Origin of the sequence: Novosphingobium sp. Chol11 (genome assembly GCF_945870625.1) — a bacterium.
Classification (GTDB): Bacteria; Pseudomonadota; Alphaproteobacteria; order Sphingomonadales; family Sphingomonadaceae; genus Novosphingobium.
Genome location: NZ_CAMBTS010000020.1, coordinates 1 through 15469 on the forward strand (window position 1 = coordinate 1; position 15469 = coordinate 15469).

Sequence of the window (15469 nt, forward strand, 5' to 3'; positions counted from 1 at the left end):
GCCAAGCGCCCCAGCGGCATGGCCTGCAAGCTGCTCGCCGTGGTGCAAAAGAATGGGTTGCAGGTTTTGGTTTGAGGGGAGTGACGCTGGAGTTGGGGGGTGTCCCATCTGTCTCCGTAACCGAGGGGCGAATGTAGATTATTAATCCATCACCCGCCCTTCCCGGTATATAGTAGCTATTCCTGCTCGATGGTCGCAGCTGCCGCGTCCTCGGAACGTTTTTTTGGAGGAATATGCGCGGTCGAAGCAATTGCAGGAAGCGGTGGCAACGTGATTCCAGCGCCCCAAGCCAACTGTGCAACGTGAGCTCGGAAATAAGGATACGCGGCAAAGACGCCTACATTCCGACAAAATCCGCGAGCCGCCTCCTCCGCGGCCAACGTCGGAACACTGTAAATCACAACATACTCTGCTTCACATTTGAGGAGCTTGGTACGCCCACGCTTGCCATAAACATGATAATTAAAAATCGCCGCGACTGTCGGATCTCCATGCTTAAAAAAGCACGAAACAACCTCTCTTCCGAAAGACAAATTGGTTTCATCTTGAACCGACGAAAACTCCGGCTCTGCGACAAAATTTGATTTGAGAAGTCTAATCTCAACAAGCTGGGCGGACAAAGCGACTTCGTTATATTCGGCAGTCTTAAACCCACCGCTCTTACCGGGTGATTTGGGGGCGGAAGAAATATCACTGGCCAACGGCTTTTTCTTAGGCATATGCGGCCATCCTCGGCGCGTTTTGAGTTCTCTGCGCATGATCGGTCAATGCCGCCGACAGCCGTCGATCAGGTTTCTCTGTCGTGATCTGACGCCAATCAACATCGTCGTCGTTCGCAACGCCCATGTTCCACCCACTGGAGCTTTTAAACTCAATTTCTGCAAACAGTTGATGGCATTCGGCACCTTCTCTGTTCACGGTAGTAAATTGTGCGCTCAAAAGATTGATCTCCGGCACTTCCCCAAGCGCATGGACTGCTCTTGCAAGGAGGCGGATCGTGAAGTTCTTGCATTCATCAGAAAAAATCTGACTCACCCGAGCGCGCGATACGCCCATGGCCTTCGCGAGCTGAGACCGATTAATTCCTTTTTCAACCATAAGCTGATGAAGGAAAGACTGGACATCGACCACGAATGCCTCTTCGGCAAACGTGACAGTGTCGCTGGTCACCTGAGGATCGATCATCTTCAAATTCTCCCGAAAAGATCATCGGACTTGCTTTTCGCGCCTTGAAGAATATTCTTATCAGCCTTATTTTTTTTGTAGGGTCGATGATCACAATAAAAAAGGTTTTAAGGTTTTTGAATTTTATTTCAAATCCATAAAGTCTAACATTGAATGCTTTAAAGGCTTCAATGCGAATTCCGCCAGTTGAACGCCCTTCGTTTCTATTCATCATTTCTGGCGTCAGTGGTCGTCCTTCACACCATAGCTCCATGATCCGTTTAAAGCGGTCTTGTTGGCGCTGCTCCAACTCGGAGAACTCTGCCAAGACCGTGCTGACAATCGCGACCCGTGCACCATCGCATCGGACCACGCAGGTACAGCCAATGCGTTCAAGGTCACTGTCAGAATCGCTCATACTCCTAGAGAGTTAAGAGTACTCTAAACAGAATGCAACATGAATGGTTCCACAATGGCCACTTTTGCAGGCCAGCCGTACGTGCGACCGGTGCTGCGCGGCTGATAGCGGACACAACGGAACCATGGCAGAATTTAGGCTAGCTGCTAGCGTTTAAAACAGTTTCCTGCTGAAACAACGAGCGACCAGCGTTCAATATGAGAGATGCAGGGCAGGCTCGCTCGCGAAGCATTTGAGCCCGAACTTTAGGTCATTCAAAGGGCCATGCACACCAAACATCCAATAAATCGGGAGGCTTCAAGCCGCCCGCTTCTCCGCCCGCCGGGCAATCGCGCTCAGCCCCTTGGTCAGCTGCACCAGCCCGTTGAGCCGCGCTTCGGGAGTGCTCCAGGCGCGGTTGATGACGAGCTTGTTGTCGGGGCGCAGGCGGGCGGTGCCGTTGAAGCGTTCGACGTAGGCGATGAGGCCGAGGGGGTCGGGGAAGTCGTCCTTGTGGAAGGAGACGAGCGCGCCTTTGAGGCCGACGTCGGAGTTTCGGTGACAAGCACAATAATCCCGACTCAATTCAACCAATCTCCCCCACACCCGTCAGCGTAAACGGCCCCGTTCCCGGCAGTTCCACGCGCAGTTCCAGCGTGCCGCCGGCGGCTTCGACGAAGCGGCGCAGGGTGGAGAGGTAGAGGTCGGTCTGCTTTTCGATCTTGACGACCGAGGGTTGCTTGATGCCGAGGCTCTGGGCGATCTGTTGCTGGCTGCGCTGAGCGAGTTTGCGCAGGGCTTTCAGGCCTTCGACTTCGGCGTGAAGCTGTGCAGAACGCTCGGCAATGCGCGCCTGACTTTCGGGCGACATTGCAGCAATCACTTCGTCGAGCGTGCGGCCAAGAACGCTGGCTGCAGCAGGCTTTTCCTTGGTGGCCATGATCAATTTCCCTTTGTTACTGCGAGATGCGCGTCGAAACGAGCGTCAGCCTTTGCAATCAACACTTTGTAGAATCGGCTTTGCGCCACACCAGCCTTGTCACCGGCCACCAGCAGGATCGCCTTGCGCTCTGGATCGAAGGCAAAGGCAGCGCGCCACACGCCATCATTCGCTCTGAACCGCAGTTCCTTCATGTTCGCATGCTTCGACCCGGCAAGAGTATCGGCATGTGGCCGCCCCAGCATAGGGCCTTGCGAGGCGAGCAAGGTTGCCGCGGCGGCGAGTGATTCTCTGACGCCAAGCGGCAGATTGGCGAACTCCGCCTCAAACGCGGTATGGAAGGCAACGAGCCAAGTCATATATAGCTTTTATGCTATATTTCTATGAAGTGCAATAGGCAGGGAGGTTTCAAGCCGCCCGCTTCTCCGCGCGCCGTGCAATCGCGCTTAGCCCCTTGGTCAGCTGCACCAGCCCGTTGAGACGCGCTTCCGGCGTGCTCCAGGCGCGGTTGATGACGAGTTTGTTATCCGGGCGGAGGCGGGCGGTGCCGTTGAAGCGTTCGACGTAGGCGATGAGGCCGAGGGGGTCGGGGAAGTCGTCCTTGTGGAACGAGACGAGCGCGCCTTTGAGGCCGACGTCGATCTTGGCGATGTTGGCCTCGATGGCCTGGCGCTTGATCTCGATCAGGCGCAGCAGGTTTTGCGTCGGGCCGGGGAGCGGGCCGAAGCGGTCGATCATTTCGGCGGCGAGGGCTTCGACCGCATCCGGCCCTTCGGCGTCGTTCATGCGCCGGTAGAGCGCCATGCGCACGGCGAGATCGGGCACGTAGTCTTCGGGGATCATGATCGGCGCATCGAGCGTGATCTGCGGGCTCAAGGCGTCGTGCGTCTTGGCAATGGTGAAATCGCTGGCTTTGGCAGCGAGGATCGCGTCTTCGAGCATGGATTGGTAAAGCTCGAAGCCGACTTCGCGGACGTGGCCGGATTGCTCGTCGCCAAGGAGGTTGCCCGCGCCGCGGATGTCGAGATCGTGGCTGGCAAGCTGGAACCCGGCACCCAAGGAGTCGAGGTCGCTCAAAACCTTGAGGCGCTTTTCGGCGATTTCGGTGAGCGCCTGATTTTCAGGATAGGTGAGGTAGGCATAGGCGCGCAGCTTGCCGCGCCCGACGCGGCCGCGCAGCTGGTAAAGCTGGGCGAGGCCGAAGCGGTCGGCGCGGTGGAGCACGATGGTGTTGGCGCTGGGGATATCGAGGCCGGATTCGACGATGGTGGTGGAGAGCAGGACCTCGTATTTCTTTTCGTAAAACGCGCCCATGCGCTCTTCGACTTCGGTCGGGCTCATCTGGCCATGTGCGGAAACGGCGCGGATTTCGGGGACGTTGGCGCGCAGCCATTCCTCGACATCGGGCATATCGGCGATGCGGGGGACGACGATGAAGCTTTGCCCGCCGCGCTGGTGCTCGCGCATCAGGGCCTCGCGCATCACCATGTCGTCCCACGGCATGACATACGTGCGCACGGCGAGGCGGTCGACCGGCGGGGTCTGGATGGTGGAAAGCTCGCGCAGGCCGGACATTGCCATCTGGAGCGTGCGCGGGATTGGGGTGGCGGTGAGGGTGAGGACGTGGACGTCGGTCTTGAGCTCCTTGAGCTTTTCCTTGTGCGTCACGCCGAAGCGCTGCTCTTCATCGACAATGACAAGGCCGAGGCGCTTGAACTCGATGGTTTTGGAGAGGAGCGCGTGGGTGCCGATGACGACGTCCATCGTGCCATCGGCGAGGCGGGCGCGGGTTTCGGTGGCTTCCTTGGGCGGGACGAGGCGCGAGAGGCGGCCGATATTGATGGGGAAGCCTGAAAAGCGCTCAACGAAGTTGCTGCAGTGCTGGCGGGCGAGGAGGGTGGTGGGAGCGATCACCGCGACCTGCTTGCCCGCCATGGCCGCGACGAACGCGGCGCGCAGCGCGACCTCGGTCTTGCCGAAGCCGACATCGCCGCAGACGAGCCGGTCCATCGGCTTGCCGCCCGCCATATCGAGCAGCACATCATCGATGGCGCGCTCCTGATCCTCGGTCTCCTGCCACGGGAAGCGATCGACGAACGGGCCATAGCTGGCGGGATCGACTTCCATCACATCGGCCTCGCGCAGCGCGCGCAGCGCGGCGGTGGCCATGAGTTGCCCGGCCATTTCGAGGATGCGCTCGCGCATGCGGGCTTTGCGCCGCTGCCATGCCTCGCCCCCAAGTTTGTCGAGCTGCACGCCGTCGCTGTCGCTGCCGTAGCGCGAGAGGACGTCGAGGTTCTCGACCGGGATATAGAGCTTGTCGCCGCCTGCGTATTCCAGTTGGACGCAATCGTGCGGACTGGCACCGACAATGGTGGGGACAAGGCCGATGTAGCGGCCAATGCCGTGTTCCATGTGCACGACAAGATCGCCAGGGCCTAGTGCGGCAAGCTCGGCAAGGAAAGCGTCGGCGTCCTTGCGCTTGCGCTTGCGGCGCACGAGCCGGTCGCCGAGGATGTCCTGCTCGGTAAGCACTTCGAAATCGGCGGCGGCAAAGCCCTGTTCGAGTGGGAGGACTACCGCGACCGGCTTGCCCTTGGCGGCAAGGCCGAGTGCTTCCTGCCAACTCTCGGCAAAGATAGGAGCGGACTTGCCCGCGTCGCCCAGCAGCGAGGCGAGGCGCGCGCGTGATCCTGCGGTGTAGGCCGCGACGATGGGTTTGAGCCCGCGCGTGCCGAGCGCGGCAAGGTGCTTGGCGGCGGCCTCGTAGATATTCGCGCCTTGTGCGCGTTCAGGGCTGAAATCGCGGGCGCTGGTAAAGCCAAAATCGAGGACGCGCGCGCCAGGAGGCTCGGCAAACAAGGTCATGCGGTGGACCGGCCAGCCCGCCAGCGCCCGCTCGAATTCATCGCTGGCGAGATAGAGCGCGCTTTCGGGGAGCGGGCGATAGCTGCCGGGCGAGCGGGCGGCGCTGTCTGTCCGCGCCTGATGATAGTCGGTAATGTCGGAGAGGCGGGTTTCGGCGGCCTTGGCGGCGGCGGCATCGATCAGCACGAGATCGTGCTCGCCTAGATGGTCTAGCAACGTAACCAGCCGGTCTTCGAACAGAGGCAGCCAGTGCTCCATGCCCGCCAGCCGCCGCCCGTCGCTAACCGCCTGATAGAGCGGATCGCTGGTGGCATTGGCGCCGAATCGCTCACGGTAGCGGGTGCGGAAGCGCTTGATCGAGTCTTCATCGAGCAAGGCTTCGCAGGCGGGGAGCAGGAGGTGCGTTTCCACCGGTTGTACCGAGCGCTGGGTGGTGGGATCGAACAAGCGCAGCGTTTCAAGCTCGTCGCCGAAGAAATCGAGCCTGAGGCCGTGATCGAGCCCGCTGGGATAGAGATCGAACACCGAGCCGCGCACGGCATATTCGCCCTTGTCGATCACTGTATCGGTGCGGGCATAGCCCTGACGCTGGAGCAGCGCGATCAGGCTCTCGCGGCCGATTTCCATGCCGGGCGAGAGCAGGCGAACCGATTCGCGGATGCGGAACGGAGTAAGCGTGCGCTGGAGCACAGCGTTGATCGTAGTGACCAGCAGTTGCGGCTCATCGCGTTTTTGCTGAAGGCGCTGGAGCGCGTAGAGTCGCTGCGCGCTTACGGTGAGGGCGGGGGAGGCGCGGTCGAATGGCAGGCAATCCCACGCCGGAAATTCGATGACATCAAGCTCGGGCGCTAAGAACGCGGCGCTTTCGCTGATCGCGCGCATCGCGCTTTCGTCCGCCGCGATGAACACCGCGCGGCCCTTTGCAGCTCTGGCCCCTGCGGCGCGCGCAAGATCGGCGAGCACCAGCGGCTGCGCGCCGCGCGCCACCGACGATAGCGTCAGCGGGCCGGTGGCCGAAAGAATGCGGTCAAGATCAGGCATGGGGCGAGGAATTGGCTTTTCGGGTCAGCGCGGAATGTCGACGTAGTCTAGCAGGCGCATCACGTCCATCTGCGGTCCGGCGTACATGCCCGGCACTTCCAATGTGCCCAGCGCCCAAGCCATGATCTCGACATCGTCTTCATCGACCAAACGTTCGAACCACGCCATTTCGGCTTCGCCCCACGCAGCGTGGTAGCGATCGAAAAAGCAGCCGATCATGTAGTCCGCCTCGCGCGTGCCGCGATGCCACGCGCGGAAGCGGGCGCGGGCGAGGCGGGCAGGGTCGAGAGGGACGGGGTTGGTCATTCCCGTGCCGATAGAACCAAACGCGCCTTGTCGGCAAGACCATAGCCTGCCCATAGAGGCAGGGTTTAGGCGCGCAGTGCGGCCAGAACTTCCGCGGCGCTGCGGCCTGTTAGCTCCTTGGCCAGTTCGCGGCGCAGCACCTGCACCAATTGCTTGTGATAGTGGAGCCTCATTTCGCCAAGCGTGGCGGGCGGGGCGATGATCACCAGATCGCCTATCCGGTGCGCCAGCACTTCGCGGTTGAGCCAACTGGCCACCGCAGCGCTGTGCGTGTCTTCCTCCATCCGGTGGTGTGATGGCTCGGACGCGGTCGGCGTATGATGGCCGCCGGCGCTGTGGTTGCGCTCATCGAGCGAAGGCAGAGGCAAAGATTCAAGCTTTGCCTCTGCCTCGGTTCCGCTGTTGCGGAACAGCGCGAGATGTTGGCCATCGGCCACAGCGATGATCGTGCCATGGGGTATCAACATCTGGTTCTGTCCAATCTTGCCTACGAACCTGCCGAAACTTTGGCCGGCACGGATAGTTCCATGGCTTACGCCAAATTGGGCGGCATGGTGGCGGTTTGGCTAGGTAGCGACTAAGCAACGGAGCAATGCGTCCCGAAGTGCTCAATCCGCTGTTTGCCGAAACCGCCAGCCTCAAGGGCGTGGGCCCCGGTCTCGCGCGTCCATTGGAGAAGCTGGGCCTGCTGCGGGTGCGCGATCTGGCCTATCATCTGCCCGAGCGGTTTGTGGCACGGCGCGCGGTTGGCAATCTTGATGAGGCCACGGTGGGCGAGCAGATCGTGGTGTCCTTGAGCGTGCGCGAACACCGCAGCGCGGCGGGCCGGGGTCCTTACCGGATTATCGCAGAAGACGTGCTCGGCAATTTTGTGACGCTCGTTTACTTCGGGCGCGCCGCGTTCACCGCCAAGAAGCAGCTTCCTTCCGGCGAGACGCGCTGGGTGGCCGGGCGGCTCGACCAGTTCGGCCAGTCGCTCCAGATCGTGCATCCCGATCATGTCAGCACGGATAGCGCTGAGGTGCTTGGGAGCCTGAACGAGCCGGTTTACGGCCTATCCGAAGGGATGACGCTGGGCCGCATTCAGGGGCTTGTGCAGCAAGCGCTGGGAGGGCTGCCGGCGCTGCCCGAATGGATCGAACCGGGCCTGTTGGAGCGCACCGGCTGGCCGGAATGGCGCGCGGCCCTGGGCCAAGCGCACAAGGGCGCGAATGCCGAGGCGCGTGACCGGCTGGCTTACGACGAGCTCTTGGCCAACAGTCTGGCGCTGCTGCTGGTGCGCGCCAGCAACCGGTCGCGCACCGGGACGCCGCTGACCGGCGACGGGCATTTGCGCGCGCGGCTCAATCTGCCGTTCGAGCTGACCGGCGCTCAGAAGCGTTCGATTGCGGAAATAGAGGGCGATGTGGCGCAAGGTGCGCCGATGCTGCGCTTGCTGCAAGGCGATGTGGGATCGGGCAAGACTGCCGTCGCGCTGCATGCCATGCTGATAGCGGTCGAGGCGGGTACGCAGGCGGCGCTGCTTGCGCCGACCGAAATTCTGGCGCGCCAGCATGCCGAGACATTGACACGGATGGCGGCGGGAACTGGCGTGACCATTGCGCTGCTCACCGGGCGCGACAAGGGCCGCGCGCGCGAATCGATCCTGATAGGGTTGATCGATGGTTCGATCCAGATTTGCGTGGGCACGCATGCCATCTTTCAAGAAGCGGTGACGTATAAACATCTCGCGTTAGTAGTGATTGACGAGCAGCACCGCTTTGGCGTGGGCCAACGATTGTTGCTCACGCAAAAAGCCAAACGCACGCCTCATTGCCTCGCCATGACAGCAACGCCGATCCCGCGCACACTGACGCTTGCGCAATACGGCGAGATGGACGTCTCGCGGCTCGACGAGATGCCGCCGGGGCGGCAAGCGATCGATACGCGGGTTGTGGCAATCGAGCGGATGGCAGAAGTGGTCGACGGCATTGGCCGCCATATTGCGGCAGGCGGGCAGGCCTACTGGGTTTGCCCGATGGTGCGCGAACAGGAAACCGCCGATATCGCCGCTGCCGAAGCGCGCCATGCCGCGCTCAAGGACCGGTTTGGCGATACCGTGGTGCTGGTCCACGGCCAGCTGCGGCCCGAGGCCAAAGATGCGGCGATGGAGCGCTTCGCGCTGGGGCAAGCGCAAGTGCTGGTGGCGACCACCGTGATCGAAGTGGGCGTCGATGTGCCGAATGCCACGCTGATGGTGATCGAGCAGGCGGAGCGGTTTGGCCTGGCGCAGCTCCACCAGCTGCGCGGGCGGGTAGGGCGGGGCAGCCAGCGTTCGACCTGCCTGTTGCTGCGCGGCGAGGCGCTGTCCGAGGTCGGCCGCGAGCGGCTGGCGCTGATGCGTGAGACGCAGGACGGCTTTCGCTTGGCCGAGGAGGACTTGCGGCTGCGCGGTGGCGGTGAGCTGCTCGGCACGCGGCAATCGGGCGATACGCCCTTCAAGGTAGCTGATTTCGAGCAGATCGCGCGGCTATTGCCCATGGCGCACGATGATGCGCGGCTGCTGATGGAGCGCGATGGCGGGCTGGCGAGCCCGCGCGGTGAAGCGGCGCGTATCTTGCTTTATCTGTTCGAACGCGATTGGGGTGTGCAACTCCTGCGCGGCGGTTGATGATTTCTGGAGTTTTTCTGCGATGACCAAGGTTCCCGAATCCGCGCGTGCGCTGGGCTATGCCGGGTTATTGCCGCAGGCGGCGGCGCTGCTGGCGGTGATCAAGGGCGGGCCGGTGAGCTGGACGGCGATGGCGCTGGCCTATGGCTATGCCGCGCTGATTTTCAGTTTCATTGGCGGGGCATGGTGGGGCATCGGCCTCGCCCGGGCGGAAACACCGCGCTGGATATTTCTGGCGGCGGTGATGCCAAGCCTGATCGGTCTGGCGCTGTGGTTTCCATGGATGGAAGGCTGGAGCTGGCCGGGGCCGGAGTTGATTGGGTTAGGCGCGCTGATCGCGGCATCACCGCTGGTCGATCTGGCGATCGGCTTCAAGCCCGATGGCTGGATGCGGCTGCGCCGCGATCTTTCTATCGGCCTCGGCTCGCTGACGATCGCAATCGGCTTTGCGGCGCAGGCGCAGGGCGCGATGTAAGAAATTGGTCGGGGAGAGAGGATTCGAACCTCCGGCCCCTGCCTCCCGAAGACAGTGCTCTACCAGGCTGAGCTACTCCCCGACCGATCAGTCGCCAGTTTCCCGGCGCCGAGGCAGGCGCGCCATATAGGCAGGGTGAGCAGGCGTGGCAAGCGGCGATGTGCGATGCATTTTTTCGGCTAAGCAGCGACACGTTTGTCGAGCGGCGCCTGTTGCATTTCCTCTTCGCCGCCGCTTGTTTGAAAGCACCGGACCAGTTGCGCCAGCGCTTGAGCTTCCTGCGAGAGGCTGTGTGCGGCGGCATTGGTCTGTTCGACCATGGCGGCGTTCTGTTGGGTGACTTTGTCGATCTGGGAGAAGCTCTGGCTGACTTCGCCGAGTTCCTTGGCCTGAACCTGCGCGGTGCGGGCGATGGTGCCGATGGCAGCACCGATGCCGATCACCTGCTCGCTGATGCCATGGAGCACCTGACCAGTGTTACCCACCAGCGCGACGCCTTCGCCTACCTGGCGGGTCGAAGCGCCGACGAGCCCTTTGATCGTGCTGGCGGCATCGGCTGAGCGCTGCGCAAGCGCGCGCACTTCGTTGGCGACGACCGCAAAGCCCCGGCCCGCTTCGCCCGCGCGGGCGGCTTCGACACCGGCATTGAGCGCGAGCAGGTTCGTCTGGAAGGCAATATTATCGATGCTCGAGACGATCTGGCCGATCTCGCGGGCCGAGGTTTCGATGCCGTGCATGGCATCAACCGCGCGGCCGACGACGTTTGCGCCTTCGCTGGCGCTGGCTTGCGCTGTGCCGATGGCGGTATCGACATCGTTGGCGCTGCGCGCGGTTGCCTCGATCTCGCTGGTCAGGCGCAAGGTGGCCTGGCTGTTGCGGCCGAGCGCGTCGGCTTGATGCTCGGTGCGGCGGGATAGATCATCGGAAGCGGCGCGGATTTCGTTGGCACCGACCGCGATCTGCCGCGCCGTTGCATCGACCGCACGCACCATGCTCTCCAGATTGGCGGCGGCGGCGTTCAGCGATGTGCGCAAGCGCTCGTAACTGTGCGGGAATTGTTCATGCACGCGCGAGGCAAGATCGCCGTCAGCCAACGCCTGAAGCCGGCGATCGAGCGCGGTGATCACGATGTGCTGCTCGTGTTGCACAAGCTGACGTTCGGCGGCGGACGCTGACTCGGTCTCCATTTGCCGGCCGCGGGCAAGCGCCTGACCCAGCACCATCTGCTCCAGGCCTTGCGATAGATACACCAGAGCGCCGGTCTCCAGCACAACGATCACCGCATGCAGAACAACGCGGCCGAGATCCGGACCGCCATTGAAAACAAGGCTTGGCGCGAGAAAATTGGTGGCAATGTGATGGACAGCGGTGACGGCAGCGGCGGCGACCACAGGCCGCCAATCGGCGAGCAGCGCGGTCATCGCGATCATCGCAAAGAACAGCATATGAAAATCGATGATCCACGCGGTGCCTGCCGCCTGCATCAAGAAGAGCGCCGGATAGAGCGCAAAGGTCGCGCCAACTAGGCTGCGCGAGGCAGCATCCGTCCGCCCGCTGCGTTCAAGCCAGGTTGGCATCACGCTGATCGCGGCGGCGAGGAATGCCGGGGTCATTCCCATGCCGGCAATCGCCGCCCAGGCGAAAAGCATCACGGTGGCGAGCCAGCCCGCCAGCATCAGAGCGAACATGCCTTTGCGGCGCAGCTGAGCGAGATCATCCATGGCTTTCAAGTCCTGCGAGTGGTTTGGTTATTGGAGGTCTGGTTGTTGGGGCTGCACATGGTTTCCGGAACCGCGATGAGCAGCCAGCCGCGTTGAAGCGCAGCGATGGCGGTGTTGTTATCGCCTAGCCTGACCACTACCCCGCCGCCGCCGCGTGCCGGGCCAACCAGGGTTGCACCGTTGGCCGCCAGCCAGACCAACGCTTCGCCCGGCGGGGACCCCGCCAGCGGCAGCAGCAGAGCGGCTTGGCCGGCGCGCGGCCAACCGACCGCCAGGCTCAGCACGAGCAGCAGCAGCGCCGCTTGGAACGCCCCGACGAGGTGGCTGGTTGGCAAGGGATTGCGCAATGGGACCGTCATCCCCTCTTCATAATGCGCGGGAATGTGTGAACCCTCCGAAGCACCCTAAGTCGAAATGCGTAAACCATTCTGCGTCACGCGATCTTGAGCATGGCAGTACCGCGCAGCTTAACCTTTCGCGCGGGCCGAACCGGCTCTAGGGTAAGCGCATGCTGAGCCCTGCCCGATCCGCCGATTCCGCCGCGCTGCCGCATTTTGAGCAGCAGTATCTCGATCTGATGCGCCGGATCTGGCGCGAAGGGGATGAGCGCATCGACCGCACCGGCGTGGGCACGCGTTCGGTATTCGGGGCGCAGCTGCGGTTTGATCTGGCAGGTGGGCTTATGCCGCTGCTCACCACCAAGCGTGTCTATTGGAAAACCGCGACGCGCGAGTTCCTGTGGTTCCTGACCGGCAACACCAATATCCGCGCGCTTTGCGCCCAGGGCGTGGATATCTGGACCGACTGGCCGCACGCGCGCTATCTTCGTGAGACTGGCGATCCGATCAGCCGCGCCGATTTTTCCGCGCGGATCGTGGCGGATGAAGCCTTTGCGGCGGCTTGGGGCGAACTGGGGCCAGTCTATGGCAAGCAGTGGACCGATTGGCCGGTCTATGAGCCGGCGGGCGAGGGGCTGTTTTCGCAGCGCATGCGCGGGATCAACCAGGTGGCCGATCTGGTCGAGAGCTTGCGCTGCAATCCGGGCAGCAGGCGGCATATCGTCGAAGGCTGGAACGTGGCCGAACTGGACCAGATGGCGCTGCCGCCGTGCCACAAGACGTATCAGTTCCACGTGGCGGAAGGGCGCCTGTCTGGGCTGCTATACCAGCGCAGCTGCGACGTGGCGCTGGGCTTGCCGTTCAACTTGTGGGGGGCGGCGCTGTTTATCCGCATGCTGGCGCTGCAATGCGACCTCGAGCCGGGCGAACTGGTATGGATGGGGGGCGACACGCATTTGTATCTCAATCATGCAGCGCTGGTGGAGGAGCAGCTATCGCGCGCACCCGCCGGAGCGCCGGTGCTGGTGATCACCCGCCGGCCGGAGAGCATTTTCGGCTATCGGATCGAGGATTTCGAGGTGAGCGGATATGCGCCGCAAGCGGCCATTTCGGCACCAGTGGCGGTGTGATCACGGTCGATTGACTTGAGCGAACTAGAGTAATATAATTACGTAACAGTATAATTATCTATCAGAGAGTGCGCGGCGATGCAGGACTTCGACCAGTGACCGCACCCGGGCGCAGCAACCTGCCGCCGCTAAAGCTCCATGTGCCCGAGCCGAAGTTTCGGCCGGGCGATGTCGTGGATTATAGCGATCTGGCCATCCCTCCGGCAGGCGCGCAGCCGCGCCCCGACGAGACCTGCGCCGCAGATCAATCCCATCCGCTTTGTCTCGATCTGGTGCGCGTTCTTGATGAGGAACACCGCGCGGTAGGACCGTGGGACCCCAAGCTTGATCCCGATACGCTGCGCCGGATGCTGCGCACCATGGCGCTGACCCGCGCATTTGACGAGCGGATGTACCGGGGGCAGCGGCAGGGCAAGACCAGCTTTTACATGAAATGCACGGGCGAAGAGGCGACCTCGATTGCCCCGGCGATGGCGCTGGCCGACGATGACATGGTGTTTCCCAGCTACCGCCAGCAAGGCATCCTGCTCGCGCGCGGCTATCCCATGGTGGAAATGATCAACCAGATCTATTCGAACCGCGCCGACAAGCTGAAAGGTCGTCAGTTGCCGATCATGTATTCGGCGCGCGAAGCCTCGTTCTTTTCGATCTCGGGCAATCTGGCCACACAATATCCGCAGGCCGTGGGCTGGGCCATGGCGAGCGCGATCCGGGGTGACACGCGCATTGCCGCCGCCTGGCTGGGCGAGGGATCTAGCGCGGAAGGCGATTTCCATTCGGCGATGACCTTTGCGAGCGTCTACAACGCGCCGGTGGTGTTCAATCTGGTCAACAACCAGTGGGCGATCTCCAGCTTTTCAGGGTTTGCCGGGGCCGAACGCACGACATTTGCGGCGCGCGCCATCGGCTATGGCATGGCGGGGCTGCGGGTGGACGGCAATGACGCGCTGGCGGTCTATGCGGCAACGCGCTGGGCGGCCAATCGCGCGCGCGCCAATGCCGGGCCGACCTTGATCGAGCATTTCACCTACCGCGCCGAAGGGCATTCGACCTCTGATGACCCCGGCCAATATCGCTCCACGCAGGAGCGCGGCGAATGGCCGCTGGGTGATCCGCTGACCCGGCTGCAGCAGCACCTTATCGCGCTGGGCGAATGGTCGCATGAGGCACACGAGGAGATGGACCGCGCGCTCGCCGATGAGGTGAAGGCCGCGACGCGCGAAGCGGAAAAGAACGGCACTTTGGGCCATGGGCTACACCATCCATTTCGCACGATGTTCGAGGATGTGTTCGAGGAGTTGCCCTGGCATCTCAAGGAGCAGAGCGCGCAAGCGATCCGCGAGCGCAAGATCAAGTGGCCGACTTGGACCGACGATCGGGAAGCGCCATGAGCGGGGCCGCCACGAGCGAAAATCCGGTGCGCCGCCTCAACATGATCGAGGCGATCAACGAGGCGCTTGACGTCATGATGGCGCGCGACCCCGATGTCGTGGTGATGGGCGAGGATGTCGGCTATTTCGGCGGCGTTTTCCGCGCCACTGCCGGGCTTCAGGCGAAATATGGCAAGACGCGGGTGTTCGACACCCCGATCAGCGAATGCGGGATCATCGGCGTGGCGGTGGGCATGGGCGCATACGGCCTGCGCCCGGTGCCCGAAATCCAGTTTGCCGATTACATTTATCCCGGACTCGACCAGCTGGTTTCCGAGGCGGCGCGGCTGCGCTATCGCTCGGCCGGCGAGTTTACCGCGCCGATGACGGTGCGCTCGCCTTTTGGCGGGGGCATCTTTGGCGGGCAGACGCACAGCCAAAGCCCCGAGGCGATGTTCACCCACGTGGCGGGCCTCAAGACCGTGGTGCCCGCCACGCCCTATGACGCCAAGGGCCTGCTCATCGCCGCAATCGAGGACAACGATCCGGTGATCTTTTTCGAGCCCAAGCGGATCTACAACGGGCCGTTCAACGGTTTTTACGACCGCCCGGTCGAGCCTTGGGCCAAGCATGCGGGTAGCGAAGTACCCGAAGGTTACTACTCCATTCCGCTCGGCAAGGCGCGCATCGTGCGCGAGGGCGAGGCGATGACCGTGCTGGCCTATGGCACGATGGTCCATGTCGTGACCGCGGTGCTGGCCGAAAAGGGGGTGGACGCGGAGATTATCGACCTGCGCACGCTGGTGCCGCTCGACATTGCGGCTGTTGAAAGGTCTGTGCAGAAAACCGGCAAATGCATGATTGTCCACGAGGCGACGCGCACCTCAGGCTTTGGCGCCGAGCTTGCCGCGCTGGTGCAGGAGCGGTGTTTTTATCATCTCGAAGCGCCGATCGAGCGGGTGACCGGGTTTGATACGCCTTATCCGCATAGCCTAGAATGGGCGTATTTTCCGGGTCCGGTCCGCATCGGCGAGGCTGTCGATCGGCTTTTGCCGAAAAACCTTTGAAA

Annotated in this window: 16 protein-coding genes and 1 tRNA gene; 5 read left to right on the top strand and 12 right to left on the bottom strand. The window is 62.5% G+C overall.

Annotation, left to right across the window (positions count from 1 at the left end; genetic code table 11):
* Positions 1–176: 176 nt before the first annotated feature.
* The 9 genes from Q0O40_RS05395 to Q0O40_RS05435 all read right to left on the bottom strand — a co-directional run bounded on the left by Q0O40_RS05395 (position 177) and on the right by Q0O40_RS05435 (position 7183).
* The gene (locus tag Q0O40_RS05395) at positions 177–719 is read right to left on the bottom strand and encodes a hypothetical protein (RefSeq protein ID WP_295527193.1); all 543 of its coding nucleotides are present in this window, start codon (positions 717–719) and stop codon (positions 177–179) included.
* The gene (locus Q0O40_RS05400; RefSeq protein ID WP_295527196.1) at positions 712–1131 is read right to left on the bottom strand and encodes a helix-turn-helix transcriptional regulator; all 420 of its coding nucleotides are present in this window, start codon (positions 1129–1131) and stop codon (positions 712–714) included. Before Q0O40_RS05400 ends, Q0O40_RS05395 begins: the two co-directional genes overlap by 8 nt.
* A complete protein-coding gene (locus tag Q0O40_RS05405; protein WP_295527198.1) occupies positions 1091–1582 on the bottom strand; it encodes a hypothetical protein in 492 nt (163 codons plus the stop codon). The genes Q0O40_RS05400 and Q0O40_RS05405 overlap by 41 nt, the downstream gene beginning before the upstream one ends.
* Before the next feature lie 297 nt (positions 1583–1879).
* A complete protein-coding gene (locus Q0O40_RS05410; RefSeq protein ID WP_295527199.1) occupies positions 1880–2146 on the bottom strand; it encodes a hypothetical protein in 267 nt (88 codons plus the stop codon).
* A gap of 1 nt (position 2147) precedes the next feature.
* Entirely contained in the window at positions 2148–2501 is a 354-nt protein-coding gene (locus tag Q0O40_RS05415) for an XRE family transcriptional regulator (protein ID WP_295527201.1), read from the bottom strand.
* 2 nt (positions 2502–2503) lie between these two features.
* Positions 2504–2860, bottom strand: a complete 357-nt coding sequence (locus Q0O40_RS05420) for a type II toxin-antitoxin system RelE/ParE family toxin (protein WP_295527203.1) — start codon at positions 2858–2860, stop codon at positions 2504–2506.
* Between the two features lie 49 nt (positions 2861–2909).
* On the bottom strand, positions 2910–6410 hold the full coding sequence (gene mfd / locus Q0O40_RS05425) for a transcription-repair coupling factor (RefSeq protein WP_295527205.1): 3501 nt from the start codon (positions 6408–6410) through the stop codon (positions 2910–2912).
* Positions 6411–6434: 24 nt separating this feature from the next.
* Complete coding sequence (locus Q0O40_RS05430; protein WP_295527208.1) at positions 6435–6716, bottom strand: succinate dehydrogenase assembly factor 2; 282 nt, start codon at positions 6714–6716, stop codon at positions 6435–6437.
* Between the two features lie 65 nt (positions 6717–6781).
* The gene (locus Q0O40_RS05435; RefSeq protein ID WP_295527211.1) at positions 6782–7183 is read right to left on the bottom strand and encodes a host attachment protein; all 402 of its coding nucleotides are present in this window, start codon (positions 7181–7183) and stop codon (positions 6782–6784) included.
* 125 nt (positions 7184–7308) lie between these two features.
* On the opposite strand from Q0O40_RS05435, the gene recG reads away from it, so the two are divergent.
* Together recG and Q0O40_RS05445 are read left to right on the top strand one after the other, a co-directional pair.
* Positions 7309–9366 carry an ATP-dependent DNA helicase RecG gene (gene recG / locus Q0O40_RS05440; RefSeq protein ID WP_295527214.1) on the top strand — a complete coding sequence of 686 codons (2058 nt, stop codon included), beginning with the start codon at positions 7309–7311 and terminating at the stop codon, positions 9364–9366.
* A 22-nt stretch (positions 9367–9388) separates the two neighbouring features.
* A complete protein-coding gene (locus Q0O40_RS05445; protein WP_295527217.1) occupies positions 9389–9841 on the top strand; it encodes a DUF3429 family protein in 453 nt (150 codons plus the stop codon).
* A 5-nt stretch (positions 9842–9846) separates the two neighbouring features.
* Here Q0O40_RS05445 and Q0O40_RS05450 read toward each other — a convergent pair.
* The 3 genes from Q0O40_RS05450 to Q0O40_RS05460 all read right to left on the bottom strand — a co-directional run bounded on the left by Q0O40_RS05450 (position 9847) and on the right by Q0O40_RS05460 (position 11921).
* Positions 9847–9923: transfer RNA gene (locus tag Q0O40_RS05450), tRNA-Pro, on the bottom strand.
* A gap of 97 nt (positions 9924–10020) precedes the next feature.
* Positions 10021–11562, bottom strand: a complete 1542-nt coding sequence (locus Q0O40_RS05455; protein WP_295527220.1) for a methyl-accepting chemotaxis protein — start codon at positions 11560–11562, stop codon at positions 10021–10023.
* A 5-nt stretch (positions 11563–11567) separates the two neighbouring features.
* The gene (locus Q0O40_RS05460; protein WP_295527223.1) at positions 11568–11921 is read right to left on the bottom strand and encodes a hypothetical protein; all 354 of its coding nucleotides are present in this window, start codon (positions 11919–11921) and stop codon (positions 11568–11570) included.
* Positions 11922–12070: 149 nt separating this feature from the next.
* On the opposite strand from Q0O40_RS05460, the gene thyA reads away from it, so the two are divergent.
* The 3 genes from thyA to Q0O40_RS05475 all read left to right on the top strand — a co-directional run bounded on the left by thyA (position 12071) and on the right by Q0O40_RS05475 (position 15467).
* On the top strand, positions 12071–13030 hold the full coding sequence (thyA, locus tag Q0O40_RS05465; protein WP_295527226.1) for a thymidylate synthase: 960 nt from the start codon (positions 12071–12073) through the stop codon (positions 13028–13030).
* 95 nt (positions 13031–13125) lie between these two features.
* Positions 13126–14421 (top strand): 3-methyl-2-oxobutanoate dehydrogenase (2-methylpropanoyl-transferring) subunit alpha, encoded by a 1296-nt coding sequence (locus Q0O40_RS05470; protein ID WP_295527229.1) that lies wholly within the window; start codon positions 13126–13128, stop codon positions 14419–14421.
* On the top strand, positions 14418–15467 hold the full coding sequence (locus Q0O40_RS05475) for an alpha-ketoacid dehydrogenase subunit beta (RefSeq protein WP_295527230.1): 1050 nt from the start codon (positions 14418–14420) through the stop codon (positions 15465–15467). The genes Q0O40_RS05470 and Q0O40_RS05475 overlap by 4 nt, the downstream gene beginning before the upstream one ends.
* Positions 15468–15469 lie beyond the last annotated feature (2 nt).

What these genes read in the sequence shown, in the direction of transcription:
- Q0O40_RS05405 (WP_295527198.1), bottom strand. Translation starts at nt 1,582, where the DNA reads ATGAGCGATTCTGACAGTGACCTTGAACGCATTGGCTGTACCTGCGTG.
- Q0O40_RS05395 (WP_295527193.1), bottom strand. Translation starts at nt 719, where the DNA reads ATGCCTAAGAAAAAGCCGTTGGCCAGTGATATTTCTTCCGCCCCCAAA.
- recG (WP_295527214.1), top strand. Translation starts at nt 7,309, where the DNA reads ATGCGTCCCGAAGTGCTCAATCCGCTGTTTGCCGAAACCGCCAGCCTC.
- Q0O40_RS05435 (WP_295527211.1), bottom strand. Translation starts at nt 7,183, where the DNA reads ATGTTGATACCCCATGGCACGATCATCGCTGTGGCCGATGGCCAACAT.
- thyA (WP_295527226.1), top strand. Translation starts at nt 12,071, where the DNA reads ATGCTGAGCCCTGCCCGATCCGCCGATTCCGCCGCGCTGCCGCATTTT.
- Q0O40_RS05420 (WP_295527203.1), bottom strand. Translation starts at nt 2,860, where the DNA reads ATGACTTGGCTCGTTGCCTTCCATACCGCGTTTGAGGCGGAGTTCGCC.
- Q0O40_RS05475 (WP_295527230.1), top strand. Translation starts at nt 14,418, where the DNA reads ATGAGCGGGGCCGCCACGAGCGAAAATCCGGTGCGCCGCCTCAACATG.
- Q0O40_RS05455 (WP_295527220.1), bottom strand. Translation starts at nt 11,562, where the DNA reads ATGGATGATCTCGCTCAGCTGCGCCGCAAAGGCATGTTCGCTCTGATG.
- Q0O40_RS05460 (WP_295527223.1), bottom strand. Translation starts at nt 11,921, where the DNA reads ATGACGGTCCCATTGCGCAATCCCTTGCCAACCAGCCACCTCGTCGGG.
- Q0O40_RS05415 (WP_295527201.1), bottom strand. Translation starts at nt 2,501, where the DNA reads ATGGCCACCAAGGAAAAGCCTGCTGCAGCCAGCGTTCTTGGCCGCACG.
- mfd (WP_295527205.1), bottom strand. Translation starts at nt 6,410, where the DNA reads ATGCCTGATCTTGACCGCATTCTTTCGGCCACCGGCCCGCTGACGCTA.
- Q0O40_RS05445 (WP_295527217.1), top strand. Translation starts at nt 9,389, where the DNA reads ATGACCAAGGTTCCCGAATCCGCGCGTGCGCTGGGCTATGCCGGGTTA.
- Q0O40_RS05430 (WP_295527208.1), bottom strand. Translation starts at nt 6,716, where the DNA reads ATGACCAACCCCGTCCCTCTCGACCCTGCCCGCCTCGCCCGCGCCCGC.